A 15974-nucleotide genomic window follows, 5' to 3' on the forward strand; every position below is an offset into this window, starting at 1 on the left:
CTACAGGTTATCCCAATTATTCCTTAGTTGTCTCAACTTCAACATTCAATTTATCTGCTGATTGATGATCATCATCTTCCGTATCACGCATTTCAATTTCTGTATCATTGATCGACATCATTTTAACGTCCATACCTAAACTTTGCAGTTCTTTAATCAATACTTTGAATGATTCAGGAACGCCTGGTTCTGGAACATTTTCACCTTTAACAATTGCTTCATACGTCTTAACACGTCCAATAACATCATCAGACTTCACTGTTAAGATTTCTTGAAGAGTATAAGCGGCACCATAAGCTTCAAGTGCCCAAACCTCCATCTCACCGAAACGCTGTCCACCGAACTGAGCTTTACCTCCAAGAGGTTGCTGCGTTACAAGTGAGTATGGTCCAGTAGAACGAGCATGAAGCTTATCGTCAACCATGTGCGCAAGTTTGATCATATACATGACACCAACAGATACACGGTTATCGAATGTCTCACCAGTACGTCCATCATACAGGATTGTTTTCGCGTCATTTGCCATACCAGCTTCTTCAATTGTGCCCCATACATCTTCCTCACGAGCACCATCGAATACCGGTGTTGCAATGTGAATACCAAGGTATCTTGCTGCCATACCAAGATGAAGCTCTAATACCTGACCGATATTCATACGAGATGGTACCCCTAATGGGTTTAACATGATATCGATTGGCGTACCATCTGGTAAGTAAGGCATATCTTCTTCCGGTAAAATACGGGAAATAACACCTTTGTTACCATGACGACCGGCCATTTTGTCACCTTCAGAAATTTTACGCTTTTGAACGATATATGCACGTACAAGTTGATTCACGCCTGGTGGCAATTCATCGCCATCTTCACGGTTAAACACTTTTACGTCTAAGATAATACCGCCACCACCGTGTGGTACACGTAGTGATGTATCACGTACTTCACGTGCTTTCTCACCGAAAATTGCATGTAATAGACGTTCTTCTGCCGTTAATTCTGTTACACCTTTTGGCGTTACTTTACCAACAAGTAGATCTCCATCTTTTACTTCAGCACCGACGCGAATAATACCGCGCTCGTCAAGATTACGAAGTGCATCTTCTCCAACATTCGGGATATCACGTGTAATTTCTTCTGGTCCAAGCTTCGTATCACGAGCTTCTGATTCATATTCTTCAATATGGATAGAAGTGTACACATCATCTTTTACAAGGCGCTCACTCATGATGATCGCATCCTCATAGTTATAACCGTCCCATGTCATAAAGCCAACAAGCACGTTACGTCCAAGCGCTAGTTCACCTAGTTCCATAGAAGGACCATCCGCAAGGATTTCACCTTTTACAACTTGGTCTCCAACACTTACGATTGGACGTTGGTTGTAGCAAGTTCCTTGATTAGAACGAATGAATTTTTGCATTTTGTAGCGATCTAAGTCGCCTTTTACTGTTTGACCGTCAACGTCTACATAGCGACGTACCCAAACTTCACGTGCTTCTACGCGCTCAACAACACCAGGCTGTTTACAGATTACTGCAGCACCTGAGTCTTTTGCTGATACGTACTCCATACCTGTACCTACAATCGGAGATTCCGGATTTATTAACGGAACCGCCTGACGTTGCATGTTCGCTCCCATAAGTGCGCGGTTAGAGTCATCGTTTTCTAAGAACGGAATACAAGCTGTCGCTGCCGACACTACTTGTTTTGGAGATACATCCATGTAGTCGATGCGTTCTTTATTTGTGACAATGTTTTCACCACGGAAACGAGCTACGATATCTTCATCAAGGAATTCCCCTACTTCAGATAATTTCATATTCGCTTGGGCTACAACATAGTTATCTTCTTCATCTGCTGTTAAATAATCAACCTGCCCTGTTACAAGACCAGTTTCTGGGTCAACACGACGGTATGGCGTTTCAATGAAACCAAACTCATTTACTTTCGCAAACGAAGATAATGAGTTAATCAAACCGATGTTTGGTCCCTCTGGTGTTTCGATTGGACACATACGACCATAGTGAGAGTAGTGAACGTCACGTACTTCAAAGCCTGCGCGCTCACGCGTTAAACCACCGGGTCCTAATGCAGATAGTCTTCGTTTGTGAGTTAACTCTGCTAATGGGTTTGTTTGATCCATGAACTGAGATAACTGAGAACTTCCGAAGAACTCTTTAATAGATGCAATAACCGGGCGAATGTTAATTAACGCTTGTGGTGTAATTGCATTTGTATCTTGAATCGACATTCTCTCACGAACAACACGTTCCATACGAGAAAGACCGATACGGAATTGGTTTTGTAGTAACTCTCCTACAGAACGCAGACGACGATTTCCTAAGTGGTCAATATCATCTGTATCCCCTACTTTATATAGCAAGTTAAAGAAGTAGCTAATAGAAGCAAGAATATCACCTGGTGTGATGTTTTTTATATCACGAGTAATATTTGCATTCCCAATTACGTTTATAGATCGTTCGCCTTCTGATTCTGGAGCATAGATCTTAATAGATTGCAGCTCAACTTCGCCTGCTACCACTCCACCCATTGGTTTCGCTGTTTTGAATCCAATGTTTTTCTCTAAGTAAGGTAGAATGCGATCCAGTGTACGACGATCTAAGACTGTTCCTTCTGCCGCTAAAATTTCACCAGTTTCTGGATCCACCAGTGTTTCAGCTAAACGTTGGTTAAACAATCTGTTTTTAATGTGTAGCTTTTTGTTGATCTTATAGCGACCTACATTTGCTAAATCGTAGCGCTTCGGATCAAAGAAACGAGACACAAGTAAGCTCTTTGCATTTTCTACTGTTGGTGGTTCACCAGGGCGTAGACGCTCATAAATTTCAAGCAATGCTTTCTCTGTGCTATCTGTGTTGTCTTTTTCTAACGTATTGCTTAAGTATTCGTTATCACCTAAAAGCTCGGTGATTTCTTGATCAGAGCCAAACCCTAATGCGCGTAACAAAACAGTTACAGGAAGTTTACGCGTACGGTCAATACGCACATATACAACATCCTTAGCATCTGTTTCATACTCTAACCAAGCCCCGCGGTTTGGAATTACAGTAGCAGTAAAACCACGTTTTCCGTTTTTATCCACTTTGCCACTATAGTATACGCTTGGAGAGCGAACTAACTGGGAAACGATAACACGTTCTGCACCGTTAATTACGAATGTTCCAGTCTCTGTCATGAGTGGGAAATCTCCCATGAACACATCTTGTTCTTTTACTTCACCAGTTTCCTTGTTGATTAGACGCACTTTTACACGAAGTGGTGCTGCATACGTCACATCACGCTCTTTGCATTCTTCTACAGAGTATTTAGGTTCACCTAAGCTGTAGTCGATAAATTCAAGCGATAGATTTCCCGTAAAGTCTTCGATCGGAGAAATGTCTTGGAACATTTCTCGCAAACCCTCATCAAGAAACCACTGATAAGAAGAGGTTTGAATTTCGATAAGATTTGGTAACTCTAATACTTCACTAATACGGGCATAACTTCTTCGTTGGCGGTGGCGTCCGTATTGAACTAGTTGACCTGTCAACTGCTTCACCCCTCAAATCATGAGTATTATAAATGCACAAAAAAATTTGTGCAAAAATCACAAATAAATACAACTACTGCTATTAGCGTAGTTTTTTTCTCTTAAAGATAGATACGTTGAGTCTTTCTATCTGCTCAAAAAAGAAAAATGGCTTCTATAAGAAAACCATCATTCTGTTTCATAATCTGCTGATTTTACTATCTTTTCCAAGAGAAGCAAAAATATACATCTTTCTCAACGCAGAAAATCATATATTGGCATTGTATAATGTTAACATAGCCAAAAATAACCGTCAACGCTTTTTTGATTTTATGATATAATATCCTTTTTTCTTTTCTACAACTTCAACTTCAGAAAATGCTTCTTCTAGTTTTTTCAGCGCAGATGGCGCACCTTGTTTCTTTTGAATAACAATCCACAGTTCTCCACCTGAAACTAAATACTCCACAGCCTTTTCTAAAATCTCATGCACGATATCTTTACCAGCACGAATTGGAGGATTAGATAGAATAGCAGCATACTTGCCATCTACATTTTCATAGACACTACTTTGCAAAATACGTATATTTTCAATTCTGTTATTAGCGGCATTTTCTTTTGCAAGTCCCAAGGCCCTTTCATTCACATCCACCATGTGAATTTCACGATCTTGAAACTCTTTCGCTAACGACAAACCGATTGGACCGTACCCACATCCTACGTCTAACACATTACCTTTAACATCTGGCATTTGAAACGCTTCAATTAAAAGACGAGAACCAAAGTCCACTTCGTTTTTCGAGAACACCCCATGGTCAGATAAAAAAGTAAATCGAGATTCACGAAGTGTAAATTCCCATCGTTTACGATCACTTTTACTAGAAGGGTCGTTAGAAAAATAATGGTCTGCCATATGGCCACCTCTTTTCTTTACAGTTAAAAAAAAAGCTCGCATGAGAGCGAGCTTTTTTTAAAGCACCAAAAGTTAATTACTTAACTTCTACAACAGCGCCAACTTCTTCAAGTTTAGCTTTCATTTCTTCAGCTTCCTCTTTAGTAACGCCTTCTTTGATTGCTTTTGGAGTGTTGTCAACTAATTCTTTAGCTTCTTTTAAGCCAAGACCAGTGATTTCACGTACAGCTTTGATAACTTTGATTTTTTGAGCGCCAGCACTTGCAAGTACTACGTCAAATTCAGTTTGCTCAGCAGCAGCTTCACCAGCGCCACCAGCTACAGCTACAGGAGCAGCAGCAGTTACGCCGAATTCTTCCTCGATAGCTTTTACTAAGTCGTTAAGTTCTAATACAGTCATAGATTTAACTGCTTCAATGATTTGTTCTTTAGTCATTGTAAATATCCTCCCTTAAATAGGTTTGTATTGTTTTATAGATAACAAATAATTATCTTTTAAAAAATTAAGCGCCTTGCTCTTCCTTTTGATCTGCAACTGCTTTAGTAGCAAGTGCAAGATTACGGATTGGAGCTTGAAGAACGCTAAGAAGCATAGAAAGTAAGCCTTCACGTGATGGAAGAGTAGCGATAGCTTCAACCTCATCAAGTGTTACAAGTTTACCTTCGATTACGCCCGCTTTAATTTCTAAAGCTTCATGATTTTTAGCGAAGTCGTTTAATACTTTCGCAGGAGCAACTACATCCTCGTTACTGAACGCGATTGCGTTTGGTCCTGTTAAGAATTCGTTTAACTCAGCCATTTCAGCAGACTCTGCAGCACGACGAGTTAAAGAGTTTTTGTAAACTTTGAACTCAACGCCAGCTTCACGTAAGTTTTTACGTAATTCTGTTGCTTCAGAAACTGTTAAACCACGGTAGTCAACAACAATTGTAGATTTACTCGCGCGAAGTTTTTCAGCGATTTCAGTTACAACTTGTTGTTTAGTTTCGATTACTTTGCTCATGTTATTACACCTCCTGTAGATTATATAGAAGATGTACCGAAAGTGCACTAAAAACCTCCATGCCCAACTTGTAGACATGGAGGCATATAGTCACAGAAAAAAGATTCCGCTTCGTATATTAACACCTAGGTAGGAAATTAAGTCGAATCGACTCCTACTGTCTACGGTACACTATTAAAATTCACAACATAAATGATTATATTAAAACTTCTTTATGAAGTCAACTTCCAATTTTTACGCAAGTGTAGAAACGTCTACGCGTACGCCAGGTCCCATTGTAGAAGCAACAGTTGCGTTCTTCATGTAAGTACCTTTTGCAGCAGCTGGCTTAGCTTTTTGTAGCGTGTCAGCAATTGTTTTGAAGTTTTCTACTAATTTAGCATCTTCGAAAGATACTTTACCGATTGGAACGTGGATGTTACCAGCTTTATCAACGCGGTATTCAACTTTACCAGCTTTGATTTCGTTAACAGCTTTAGTTACATCGAAAGTAACTGTTCCAGTTTTAGGGTTTGGCATTAAACCTTTAGGTCCTAATACACGACCAAGTTTACCAACTTCACCCATCATGTCAGGAGTTGCTACTACTACATCGAAATCGAACCAACCTTTTTGGATTTTACCGATGTAATCAGCATCGCCTACGAATTCAGCGCCAGCAGCTTCAGCTTCTTTTGCTTTTTCGCCTTTAGCGAATACTAATACACGTTGTACTTTACCAGTACCGTGTGGAAGAACAACTGCACCACGAATTTGTTGGTCAGCTTTCTTAGGGTCAACACCTAAACGGAATGCAGCTTCTACAGTTGCATCAAATTTAGCTGTGTTTGTTTTCTTTACTAATTCTACTGCTTCTGTTGCAGAGTAAGCAGATGCACGATCAACAAGCTTCGCAGCTTCAACGTACTTTTTACCTCTTTTAGCCATGTTTGTTTCCTCCTTGAATGTGGTTTTAGCGGAATAACCTCCCACGTTTACGCCTTCATTCCGGGAACCCCCGAGGATGTGCGCCCATCCATTTATTTAAAAATGATAATCATTTACGATAATAAAGGTTGCGAATTGGAATTCCAGACCCGCAACCTTTTTTACAAAAAACAAATCGAATTAGTCTTCGATAACGATGCCCATACTGCGCGCAGTACCTTCAACCATACGCATTGCAGCTTCTACGCTAGCAGCGTTTAGGTCAGGCATTTTAGTTTCAGCGATTTCGCGTACTTTATCACGCTTAACAGTTGCCACTTTATTACGGTTTGGTTCACCAGAACCAGACTCAATACCAGCTACTTTCTTAAGAAGAACAGCAGCAGGAGGAGTTTTAGTAATGAAAGTGAATGAACGGTCCTCAAATACCGTAATTTCAACAGGGATGATAAGACCAGCTTGATCAGCTGTACGAGCGTTAAACTCTTTACAGAAGCCCATGATGTTAACACCTGCTTGTCCTAATGCTGGACCAACCGGCGGAGCTGGATTAGCTTTACCTGCAGGAATTTGAAGTTTTACTATTTTAATTACCTTTTTAGCCACGAGACACACCTCCTTAAGTCCGTGATGTGGTCAATTGGGCAGTGATTTGCCCTCCCACTTCATATTTTATCATAATGATAAAATCTTTTTCAAAAAACGTCTCCGTTACCGAAGACGTACTGACTTAAAAGATATTATCACTTTTTACAATTCATTTCAAGTTTCATTTTATAATTTTTCAATTTGATGGAAATCAAGTTCAACCGGAGTCTCGCGACCAAACATGTCTACAAGCACGCTAACTTTTTTCTTTTCCACATCAATTTCTTCAATCGCACCCGTATAATCCGCGAATGGCCCTTCATTTACACGCACTGTTTCATGAAGTTCAAATTCGAAATCAACCACTTCATTGTCCATTCCCATATGCTTCATGATGGTAACAACTTCCTCTTCTAATAGAGGCGATGGTTTAGATCCTGAACCAGAAGAACCAACAAAACCTGTTACACCTGGCGTATTACGAACAACATACCAAGAGTCGTCAGTCATGATTAGTTCTACTAATACGTAACCTGGGAACACTTTTCTTTTCGTTATTTTTTCTTTACCATTTTTCATTTCTACTTCTACTTCTTCCGGAACAACAACACGGAAAATTTTATCTTGCATACCCATTGATTCTACACGTTTCTCTAGGTTTGCCTTTACTTTATTTTCATATCCAGAATAAGTATGGACAACATACCAACTTTTTTCCATTCATTTAGGACGAGCGTCCTTCCCTCCCTGACGTACATTTTTTTGCGCAAATGAAAAAACCCGTTCACCGGGCTTTTACACAGTTCTTATAAATAACATTATATCATGGATAAGTGCTTCTTATTCAAGAATTAACCAAGAATTAACCGAATTAAAGAAGAAATGCCCATATCAACCACTGCGAAGAAAATCGCAAAGAACACAACTGTCGCAATAACAGTCGTTGTTGAGCGGAGTAATTCATCTTTTTTAGGCCAACTTACTTTTTTCATTTCGCGACCTACATCGCCGAAAAAGTTCGTTAAACGCATCTACGGGACCTCCAGTGTATTATTTATTTTGTTTCTTTGTGAACTGTATGCTTATTGCATGTTTTACAAAACTTCTTTATCTCAAGTCGCTCTACTGAGCTCGTATCTTTCATCGTAGAGTAGTTTCGATTTTTACACTCTTCACATGAGAGTACAACTTTTTTCCTCATTAGTTACACCAACCTTGTAACATTGTCCCTAAAAATGTATCATACAACAAAAGACAATGTCAATGTCATGACTTTCACTCTCTTAACAAAAAGAAAACAGGTGAATTATTTTACACCTGCGGCACTTGCTATGAATTTAAAGTTGTACTCTCTCTCATCTCCATATATCTTTCTAATTTCCTTTTTACACGCTGCAATGCGTTATCAATAGATTTCACATGCCTGTTTAACTGTTCTGAAATTTCTTGATAGGAACGACCATCTAAGTATAAAGAGAGCACTTTTCTTTCTAAATCGCTTAATAATTCAGATATTTTTGATTCTATGTCTGTATATTCTTCCTTACTGATAATCATCTCTTCTGGATCAGTTACTTTCGATTCCGAAATAACATCTAATAATGTTCGATCAGATTCCTCATCGTAAATTGGCTTGTCTAAAGACACATACGAATTTAACGGAATATGTTTTTGCCTTGTTGCTGTTTTAATAGCGGTAATAATTTGTCGAGTGATACACAGTTCAGCAAATGCTTTGAACGAAGACAGCTTGTCCCCTTTATAATCACGAATGGCTTTAAACAATCCAATCATGCCTTCTTGAACAATATCTTCTCGATCGGCACCCACTAAGAAATAAGATCTTGATTTCGCGCGAACAAAGTTCTTATATTTGTGAATTAAATATTCTAGAGCGTCAGTATTACCTTTTCGAACTAACTCAACGATTGCCTCATCCTCTAAATCACGAAATGTAACGTCGCCTACACTTACGAAGCCTGCTTCCACCTTGATCCCTCCGACCGCTATATATTTAGCAATATTATACAGTAAAAAGATAAAGAGCGTCAATGCTTCAACGCTCTCCTCTTCTTAATTTTTCTAATTTTTCTGTAATATCTTCACTAAATATCTTTCGCATGGCGGGTTGCTTTTCTTTCGTGTCTTTTGTACGCCTTCTTACTTGTTGTTCCATCGCTTGCACTTCTAACTCTAATTCACGCGCAGATTTTCGAAGTGCACCTTGCGCAAATATAATCCACTGCTCCGTATAATCCGAAGTTGCAACGTATATTTGTGTATTTATATTTCTAAGCTCAATCGCAAGTTGCTCTATCTTTTCATCTGCAGTTTGATTCTTTCTCGTGAATATTACTTCCACCCGCGATTGTTTCATCTTTTTTTCAATACCATAGACTGTATAGGCATCAAAGACAATCATTACCTTTGTGCCTGTATAGCCTTGATAATTCGCCATCTTATCAATAAGTGCGTCTCTTGATGATTGTAAATCTACATCCCGCAGTTTCTTCAAGTCTCCCCAAGCCCCGATAATGTTGTAACCGTCAACGATTAAAATATCGTCCATTTTTTATTTACCAATTTCGTGACGTTTACGATATACCTCATACATTAACAAACTTGCGGCTACTGAAGCATTTAAGGATGTAACTTTACCGACCATCGGTAAAGTAATTAGGAAATCACACTTTTCACCAATAATACGACTCATACCTTTTCCTTCACTACCAATCACTAGTCCGATTGGCATATTACCATCTAAATTACGGTAATCTGTTTTCCCTTTGGCATCTGTACCAGCAATCCAAAGTCCACGTTCTTTTAATTCATCAATTGTACGCGATAAATTTGTTACACGTGCAACAGGAATATATTCAATTGCCCCAGTCGACGCTTTCGCAACTGACGCTGTAAGTCCCACCGCTCTTCTTTTCGGAATAATAACCCCATGAGCCCCTGTTGCATCCGCAGTACGCATAATAGAACCTAAGTTATGTGGGTCTTCAATTTCATCTAAAATTAAGAAGAACGGATCTTCATTACGTTTTTCTGCTAATTTAAACAAATCCTCTAACTCAGCATATTGATATGCAGCTACTTGAGCAATTACACCTTGATGATTTCCCTCAACCAATTGATCTAATTTCTTCTTTGGTGCGTGTTGCAAAATAACCTTATTCTCTTTTGCTAATGCTAGTACAATCTGCACTTGTCCTTTGGCAGCACCTTCCGCTACCAAAATTTTATTAATATCTCGCCCCGCTCTTAAAGCTTCAATTACAGGGTTACGTCCGATAATATATTCACTACTCATGATGATGTGCTCCCTTCCTTTTCGTCCAAAACGTCAATCGCCTTATATACAATCTCGTCCAATCTTTCACGATTATTCAACAAGTGATGATAACCGATTAGCGCTTCAAAGGCTGTACTGTATCGATATGTTTGTACATCTGTATTTTTCGGAACAGTACCCGAATTTGCATTACGCCCTCTTCTTAATACCGCCTCTTCCTCTTCTGTCAAAAATGCCGTATCTAATAAATGATAAACAACTTTCGCCTGTGCTTTTGCCGAAACAAAGCTCGTCCCTAAGCGATGTAATTGATTAGGGCGAACTTTCCCCTTTTGAAGGAGGTGATAGCGGATATATTGTTCATATACCGCATCACCCATATATGCTAACGCTAAGCTGTTCAATTGCTTTGCATCAATCATTCTTATCCTCTTTTCCATCTTGTACCTTGAGCGGTATCTTCTAAAATAATATTACGTCCTTTTAAATCATCGCGAATTTGATCAGATAATGCGAAGTCACGATTTTGACGAGCTTCAATACGCTTTTGGATTAGTGCTTCAATTTCTTCATCAAGCAACTCTTCTTGTGCTAATTCTAATCCTAAAATACTAAATAATGTTTCAAGTTGTTTTACATACGCTTCAATTACAATTTTAGAAGTATGTTCTTCTAACAAATATTGATTTGCGTGATTTGCTACGTTATATAATTCAGTAATCGCATTAGCCGTATTGAAATCATCATCCATCGCTTCTTCGAATGCAACCTGGAACTTTTCCATTTCAGCTAACCATTTTTCATTATGGTCCGTTAAATCCGTACTACTTTCCATACGATGCTTTAAGTTACCGTAAGCTGTTTTAATTCTTTCTAGTCCATTATTCGTACTTTGCAATAAATCTTCGCTAAAGTTAATTGGGTGACGGTAATGTACCGATAACATAAAGAACCTAATTAACTGTGGATCATATTGTTTAATAATATCATGAACTAAAATGAAGTTTCCAAGCGACTTAGACATCTTCTCGTTATTAATATTAATATATCCATTATGCATCCAATAACGTGCAAATGTTTTTCCTGTCAACGCCTCAGACTGCGCAATTTCATTTTCATGATGAGGAAATGCTAAATCTTGACCACCAGCATGAATATCAATTGTATCCCCTAAATATTTACGTGCCATTGCTGAGCATTCAATATGCCACCCTGGGCGTCCTTTCCCCCAAGGGCTTTCCCAGAAGATTTCTCCTTCTTTCGCAGCTTTCCATAAAACAAAGTCAAGAGGGTCTTGTTTCTTTTCTCCTACTTCAATACGTGCACCGTGACGTAAGTCTGCAATTGGTTGATGTGATAATTTACCGTAACCTTCGAATTCTTTCGTTTTAAAGTACACATCACCTTCTGATTCATATGCATACCCTTTATTCACAAGTTCTTGAATAAATTCAATAATGATATCCATATTTTCTGTTACACGTGGATGAACCGTTGCATGCTTGCAACCTAGTGCCGTTACATCTTCAAAGTAAGCTTCAACAAAACGATCTGCAATTGTTGGCACATCCTCACCTAATTCATTTGCCGCCTTAATTAATTTATCATCTACGTCAGTAAAGTTAGATACATACTGCACATCATATCCTTTATATTCTAAGTAACGGCGTACTGTATCAAATACCATAGGTGGTCTTGCATTCCCAATGTGAATGTAGTTATACACTGTAGGTCCGCACACATACATCTTTACCTTATTTTCTTCTAATGGCATAAACTCTTCTTTTTGACGCGTTAACGTATTATAAATGTGAATAGTCATTTTTATCCTTCCTTTCTACCTTTACTTCGAGTTGCTTTCTCAATTTATCAAGTTCTGCTTCCATAACCTTTAATTTATCAAAAATCGGATCCGGAAGATCAGAATGATTTAATTCTTGACCAATCTTTACTCCATTTTGAATGACGACTCGGCCAGGTATACCTACAACTGTAGAATGCGCTGGAACTTCCTTCAACACGACAGATCCTGCTCCAATTTTAGAATTCTCTCCAACAGTAATAGAACCTAGTACTTTAGCACCTGTTGCAATTAATACATTATCCTGAATTGTAGGGTGCCTCTTTCCTTTTTCTTTACCTGTACCACCTAATGTGACACCTTGATAAATTGTTACGTTTTCGCCAATTTCACACGTTTCGCCAATTACAACCCCCATTCCATGATCAATGAAAAAACGACGACCAATAGTTGCTCCTGGATGAATCTCAATGCCAGTAAAAAAACGACTAACTTGCGAAATCCAACGTGCCATAAAGAAAAAATTCCTTTTATAAAAAGCATGTGCAATTCGATGGGTCCAAACTGCATGTAATCCAGAGTAAGTTAAAATGACTTCAAAATAACTTCGTGCCGCTGGATCCTGTTCAAAAACGACTTCAATATCTTCCCGAAGCCTCTTAAACATCGATGTTCCCTCCCCTTTATGGGCTGCTTTTTTCGAGTGAACTAACTCCCCTAACTCCCCCTAAATCTTTATACAAGGGGATAAAACTTATACTCACACCCATTTACATGGTATAAAAAAAAGACGCCTCTGTCATATAGACAGAGACGCCTTTTAAGCGCGGTTCCACTCTGTTTAGGCTAAAGAAGCCTCAAACTCATCCATGATAACGGTTTACACCGCTTCTGTTTACTTTGCGCCCTAAGACGTTCCACGAAATACTTCGCTGTTCAACAGAAGACTCGAAGGGGCATTTCAAAAATCCGCTTATAAACCACTTCCAGCCTAAGGGTGGTTCTCTCTGTAAAAAGCCTGATTTTCTACTTCTCCTTCTCGTCGCTTTTCCTTATTAGATTTTAGGTATACTTATTATATTGCTAAACCTAGAAAATGTTAACCAATTACTTTTTGAATACGATTTAAAACTTTTTCTTTTCCAAGAAGAGCAATAGCGTTAGGAAGCTCTGGACCATGTGTTTGTCCAGTAGTAGCAACACGGATTGGCATAAATAGGTTTTTACCTTTATGTCCTGTTTCCTTTTGAACTGCTTTAATAGCCGCCTTAACTGCCGCTGGCTCCATTGCTTCTAAAGCTTCTAATTGATCGGCAAATGTACGAAGTACTTCAGGTACTTGTTCACCCTTCAATACTTCTTGTCCCTCTTCTTCATGATCAACATGATCTTTAAAGAACATTTCAGAAAGCTCTACAATTTCAGCTCCAAAGCTCATTTGGTCATGATATAAAGCAATTACATCACGAACCCATGCTTGTTCTTGTTCACTTAAGTTTTCACCTACGCGACCCGCTTTCACTAAATGCGGTAAGCTTAGTTCAACAACCGTATCTAAATCTTGTTTTTTCATATATTGGTTGTTCATCCATTTTAGTTTTTGAGAATCAAATAATGCAGGTGATTTTGATAAACGAGCTGCATCAAACATTTTGATAAACTCATCTTGAGAGAAGATTTCTTCTTCACCTACTGGTGACCAACCTAGTAATGCAATAAAGTTAAAGATTGCTTCTGGAAGATATCCAAGCTCTTTATATTGCTCAATAAATTGAATAATAGATTCGTCACGCTTACTTAGCTTTTTACGGCTTTCGTTTACAATTAAAGTCATATGACCGAACTTCGGGATATCCCAACCGAAAGCTTCATAAATCATCATTTGTTTTGGCGTGTTTGAAATATGATCATCACCACGAAGTACGTGTGTAATCTCCATTAAGTGATCATCTACCGCTACCGCAAAGTTATAAGTTGGAATTCCATCTTTTTTCACGATAACGAAATCACCAAAATCATTTGAATGGAATGCAACTTCATCTTTTACGATATCTTTAAACGTGAAGTCGCTATCAGCCGGCACACGGAAGCGAATACTTGGAATACGGCCTTCAGCCTCAAATCCTTTAATTTGCTCCTCAGTTAAATCACGGTGGTTTCCTGCATAACGCGGTGTTTCACTACGAGCGATTTGTCCTTCACGCTCTGCCTCTAGCTCTTCTTCTGTCATATAACATTTGTAAGCTAAATCACGCTCTAATAAATCTTCATATAATTTTTTATAAATATCTAAACGCTCTGTTTGACGATATGGTCCAAATTCACCACCAACATCAACACCTTCATCCCAGTCCATACCGAGCCATTTCAAGTATTTTAATTGGCTTTCTTCTCCACCAGCAACATTACGTTTCACATCAGTATCTTCAATACGAATAATAAACTTACCATCTTGATGACGAGCAAATAAATAATTAAATAATGCCGTACGCGCATTTCCGATATGTAAGTGTCCTGTTGGACTTGGCGCATAGCGCACTCTCACTTGCTTTTCCATAGTTGGTACACCTTCCAATCTTAATGTCAACACATTCTATAATTGTACACCAAAAAAACGTGATTATCCATCTTACGAATTAAAAACCACTATTTTTTCTGTAATAAAACAACCGCTTGAGAAGCAATCCCTTCTTCTCTACCTGTAAATCCTAATTTTTCTGTTGTTGTTGCCTTTACATTAATATTATCAATAGACGTTTCTAGTAGTTCACTAATGCGTTTACGCATGCTTTCAATATGCGGTGCCATTTTTGGCTTTTGGGCAATAATTGTACAATCTAGGTTCCCTAGCTCATAACCTTGTTCACGCACAAATTCCCAAACCTTTTGTAACAATACAGCTGAATCCGCATCTTTAAAGGCAGGATCTGTATCAGGAAAATGCTTTCCAATATCTCCTGCTGCAATTGCTCCTAGACATGCGTCAGCAATCGTATGTAACAATACATCTGCATCCGAGTGACCGATTAATCCTTTTTCATGAGGAATTGTAATTCCGCCGATAATTAACGGTCTACCTTCCGCAAATTCATGTACATCAAAACCTTGTCCAATTCGAAACATTCTTTACATCCTCCTCAGTCTAAACTACTTTATGAATTCTATATTATATTGCTATCTCTATAAAGAAAAGCTCGGCAACTGCCGAGCTTTTCTTTACTATAATACCATCACTTCTATTTCTCCTGAACATGAAGGAAACTTTCAGCAATTAGTAAATCCTCTGGAGTCGTCACTTTAATATTATAGTAACTCCCCTCTACTACGCCTACTTGCTTCCCGACACGTTCTACGAGACTTGCATCATCTGTACCAAGAAAACAACTTTGCTTTGCACTTCTATGAGCTTCTAATAAAAGAGGAACAGAAAATCCTTGCGGTGTTTGAACCGCTTTAAGCTGAGAACGTTCTACCGTTTCAACAACAACACCCTGTTCTACTTTCTTAATTGTATCCTTCACTGGCACTGCACAAATGGAAGCACCATATTTCTCTGCTACAATTAATACATCTTGCATCATCTTATTCGTTACGAACGGGCGCGCACCATCGTGTACGAGAACATACTCAACTCCGCTCACATACTGAAGCGCATTATACACACTATCTTGTCTTTCAGCCCCGCCTTGAATAAATTGCACCTGCTTTTCAACCGGGTACTTCTGCATTAACTCCTCAAAATAAGGACGTTCCTCTTCGTTAATTGCCATGATAATACATTTACATGCTTTATCTTTTTCAAAAGCACGTAATGTATGCACAATGATAGGTACTCCATCTATAAGTAAGAACAACTTGTTTTTACCAGCACCCATCCGTTTCCCTTGACCCGCTGCCGGAATAATTAATGTATACAT

18 protein-coding genes and 2 other annotated features are annotated in these 15974 nt (G+C 38.7%); all 18 genes read right to left on the reverse strand.

Annotated features, from left to right (window positions below; genetic code table 11):
• Positions 1-16: 16 nt before the first annotated feature.
• The 18 genes from rpoB to ispD all read right to left on the reverse strand — a co-directional run bounded on the left by rpoB (position 17) and on the right by ispD (position 15974).
• Complete coding sequence (gene rpoB / locus ACE38F_RS01015; RefSeq protein ID WP_341307903.1) at positions 17-3547, reverse strand: DNA-directed RNA polymerase subunit beta; 3531 nt, start codon at positions 3545-3547, stop codon at positions 17-19.
• Between the two features lie 292 nt (positions 3548-3839).
• Positions 3840-4439, reverse strand: a complete 600-nt coding sequence (locus ACE38F_RS01020; RefSeq protein WP_016103300.1) for a class I SAM-dependent methyltransferase — start codon at positions 4437-4439, stop codon at positions 3840-3842.
• A 76-nt stretch (positions 4440-4515) separates the two neighbouring features.
• Complete coding sequence (gene rplL / locus ACE38F_RS01025; RefSeq protein WP_002091507.1) at positions 4516-4875, reverse strand: 50S ribosomal protein L7/L12; 360 nt, start codon at positions 4873-4875, stop codon at positions 4516-4518.
• A 67-nt stretch (positions 4876-4942) separates the two neighbouring features.
• On the reverse strand, positions 4943-5443 hold the full coding sequence (gene rplJ, locus ACE38F_RS01030) for a 50S ribosomal protein L10 (RefSeq protein ID WP_002091506.1): 501 nt from the start codon (positions 5441-5443) through the stop codon (positions 4943-4945).
• 39 nt (positions 5444-5482) lie between these two features.
• Positions 5483-5628 (reverse strand) — a sequence feature (ribosomal protein L10 leader region).
• Positions 5629-5677: 49 nt separating this feature from the next.
• Entirely contained in the window at positions 5678-6370 is a 693-nt protein-coding gene (rplA, locus tag ACE38F_RS01035) for a 50S ribosomal protein L1 (protein ID WP_002009792.1), read from the reverse strand.
• Positions 6371-6550: 180 nt separating this feature from the next.
• Positions 6551-6976 (reverse strand): 50S ribosomal protein L11, encoded by a 426-nt coding sequence (rplK, locus tag ACE38F_RS01040; RefSeq protein WP_002159610.1) that lies wholly within the window; start codon positions 6974-6976, stop codon positions 6551-6553.
• A 168-nt stretch (positions 6977-7144) separates the two neighbouring features.
• A complete protein-coding gene (gene nusG, locus ACE38F_RS01045) occupies positions 7145-7678 on the reverse strand; it encodes a transcription termination/antitermination protein NusG (protein ID WP_002009795.1) in 534 nt (177 codons plus the stop codon).
• Between the two features lie 131 nt (positions 7679-7809).
• A complete protein-coding gene (gene secE, locus ACE38F_RS01050; protein ID WP_002009797.1) occupies positions 7810-7989 on the reverse strand; it encodes a preprotein translocase subunit SecE in 180 nt (59 codons plus the stop codon).
• 23 nt (positions 7990-8012) lie between these two features.
• Positions 8013-8159 (reverse strand): 50S ribosomal protein L33, encoded by a 147-nt coding sequence (rpmG, locus tag ACE38F_RS01055; RefSeq protein WP_012260172.1) that lies wholly within the window; start codon positions 8157-8159, stop codon positions 8013-8015.
• Between the two features lie 128 nt (positions 8160-8287).
• Positions 8288-8947 (reverse strand): RNA polymerase factor sigma-70, encoded by a 660-nt coding sequence (locus ACE38F_RS01060; RefSeq protein WP_060750889.1) that lies wholly within the window; start codon positions 8945-8947, stop codon positions 8288-8290.
• Between the two features lie 67 nt (positions 8948-9014).
• Positions 9015-9527, reverse strand: coding sequence for an NYN domain-containing protein (locus ACE38F_RS01065; RefSeq protein WP_215554962.1), 513 nt, complete (start codon positions 9525-9527; stop codon positions 9015-9017).
• 3 nt (positions 9528-9530) lie between these two features.
• Complete coding sequence (gene rlmB, locus ACE38F_RS01070; RefSeq protein WP_002091503.1) at positions 9531-10274, reverse strand: 23S rRNA (guanosine(2251)-2'-O)-methyltransferase RlmB; 744 nt, start codon at positions 10272-10274, stop codon at positions 9531-9533.
• Positions 10271-10678, reverse strand: coding sequence for a Mini-ribonuclease 3 (locus tag ACE38F_RS01075; protein WP_341307905.1), 408 nt, complete (start codon positions 10676-10678; stop codon positions 10271-10273). Before ACE38F_RS01075 ends, rlmB begins: the two co-directional genes overlap by 4 nt.
• A 2-nt stretch (positions 10679-10680) precedes the next feature.
• Positions 10681-12078 (reverse strand): cysteine--tRNA ligase, encoded by a 1398-nt coding sequence (gene cysS, locus ACE38F_RS01080; protein ID WP_078174993.1) that lies wholly within the window; start codon positions 12076-12078, stop codon positions 10681-10683.
• Entirely contained in the window at positions 12059-12724 is a 666-nt protein-coding gene (cysE, locus tag ACE38F_RS01085; protein ID WP_215554959.1) for a serine O-acetyltransferase, read from the reverse strand. The genes cysS and cysE overlap by 20 nt, the downstream gene beginning before the upstream one ends.
• A 139-nt stretch (positions 12725-12863) precedes the next feature.
• Positions 12864-13109 (reverse strand) — a binding site (T-box leader).
• 47 nt (positions 13110-13156) lie between these two features.
• Positions 13157-14614, reverse strand: a complete 1458-nt coding sequence (gltX, locus tag ACE38F_RS01090) for a glutamate--tRNA ligase (RefSeq protein WP_215554958.1) — start codon at positions 14612-14614, stop codon at positions 13157-13159.
• 89 nt (positions 14615-14703) lie between these two features.
• Positions 14704-15180 carry a 2-C-methyl-D-erythritol 2,4-cyclodiphosphate synthase gene (ispF, locus tag ACE38F_RS01095; RefSeq protein ID WP_000488386.1) on the reverse strand — a complete coding sequence of 159 codons (477 nt, stop codon included), beginning with the start codon at positions 15178-15180 and terminating at the stop codon, positions 14704-14706.
• A gap of 113 nt (positions 15181-15293) precedes the next feature.
• Entirely contained in the window at positions 15294-15974 is a 681-nt protein-coding gene (ispD, locus tag ACE38F_RS01100; RefSeq protein ID WP_375371346.1) for a 2-C-methyl-D-erythritol 4-phosphate cytidylyltransferase, read from the reverse strand.

Origin of the sequence: Bacillus altaicus, assembly GCF_042136375.2 — a bacterium.
In the GTDB taxonomy this organism is placed as follows: domain Bacteria; phylum Bacillota; class Bacilli; order Bacillales; family Bacillaceae_G; genus Bacillus_A; species Bacillus_A cereus_U.

Bases quoted from the DNA above. Each gene is read 5' to 3' on its own strand.
- ACE38F_RS01020 (WP_016103300.1), bottom strand. From the start codon at position 4,439: ATGGCAGACCATTATTTTTCTAACGACCCTTCTAGTAAAAGTGATCGT.
- rplL (WP_002091507.1), bottom strand. From the start codon at position 4,875: ATGACTAAAGAACAAATCATTGAAGCAGTTAAATCTATGACTGTATTA.
- rplJ (WP_002091506.1), bottom strand. From the start codon at position 5,443: ATGAGCAAAGTAATCGAAACTAAACAACAAGTTGTAACTGAAATCGCT.
- rplA (WP_002009792.1), bottom strand. From the start codon at position 6,370: ATGGCTAAAAGAGGTAAAAAGTACGTTGAAGCTGCGAAGCTTGTTGAT.
- nusG (WP_002009795.1), bottom strand. From the start codon at position 7,678: ATGGAAAAAAGTTGGTATGTTGTCCATACTTATTCTGGATATGAAAAT.
- secE (WP_002009797.1), bottom strand. From the start codon at position 7,989: ATGCGTTTAACGAACTTTTTCGGCGATGTAGGTCGCGAAATGAAAAAA.
- rpmG (WP_012260172.1), bottom strand. From the start codon at position 8,159: ATGAGGAAAAAAGTTGTACTCTCATGTGAAGAGTGTAAAAATCGAAAC.
- ACE38F_RS01065 (WP_215554962.1), bottom strand. From the start codon at position 9,527: ATGGACGATATTTTAATCGTTGACGGTTACAACATTATCGGGGCTTGG.
- rlmB (WP_002091503.1), bottom strand. From the start codon at position 10,274: ATGAGTAGTGAATATATTATCGGACGTAACCCTGTAATTGAAGCTTTA.
- ACE38F_RS01075 (WP_341307905.1), bottom strand. From the start codon at position 10,678: ATGATTGATGCAAAGCAATTGAACAGCTTAGCGTTAGCATATATGGGT.
- cysS (WP_078174993.1), bottom strand. From the start codon at position 12,078: ATGACTATTCACATTTATAATACGTTAACGCGTCAAAAAGAAGAGTTT.
- cysE (WP_215554959.1), bottom strand. From the start codon at position 12,724: ATGTTTAAGAGGCTTCGGGAAGATATTGAAGTCGTTTTTGAACAGGAT.
- gltX (WP_215554958.1), bottom strand. From the start codon at position 14,614: ATGGAAAAGCAAGTGAGAGTGCGCTATGCGCCAAGTCCAACAGGACAC.
- ispF (WP_000488386.1), bottom strand. From the start codon at position 15,180: ATGTTTCGAATTGGACAAGGTTTTGATGTACATGAATTTGCGGAAGGT.
- ispD (WP_375371346.1), bottom strand. From the start codon at position 15,974: ATGTATACATTAATTATTCCGGCAGCGGGTCAAGGGAAACGGATGGGT.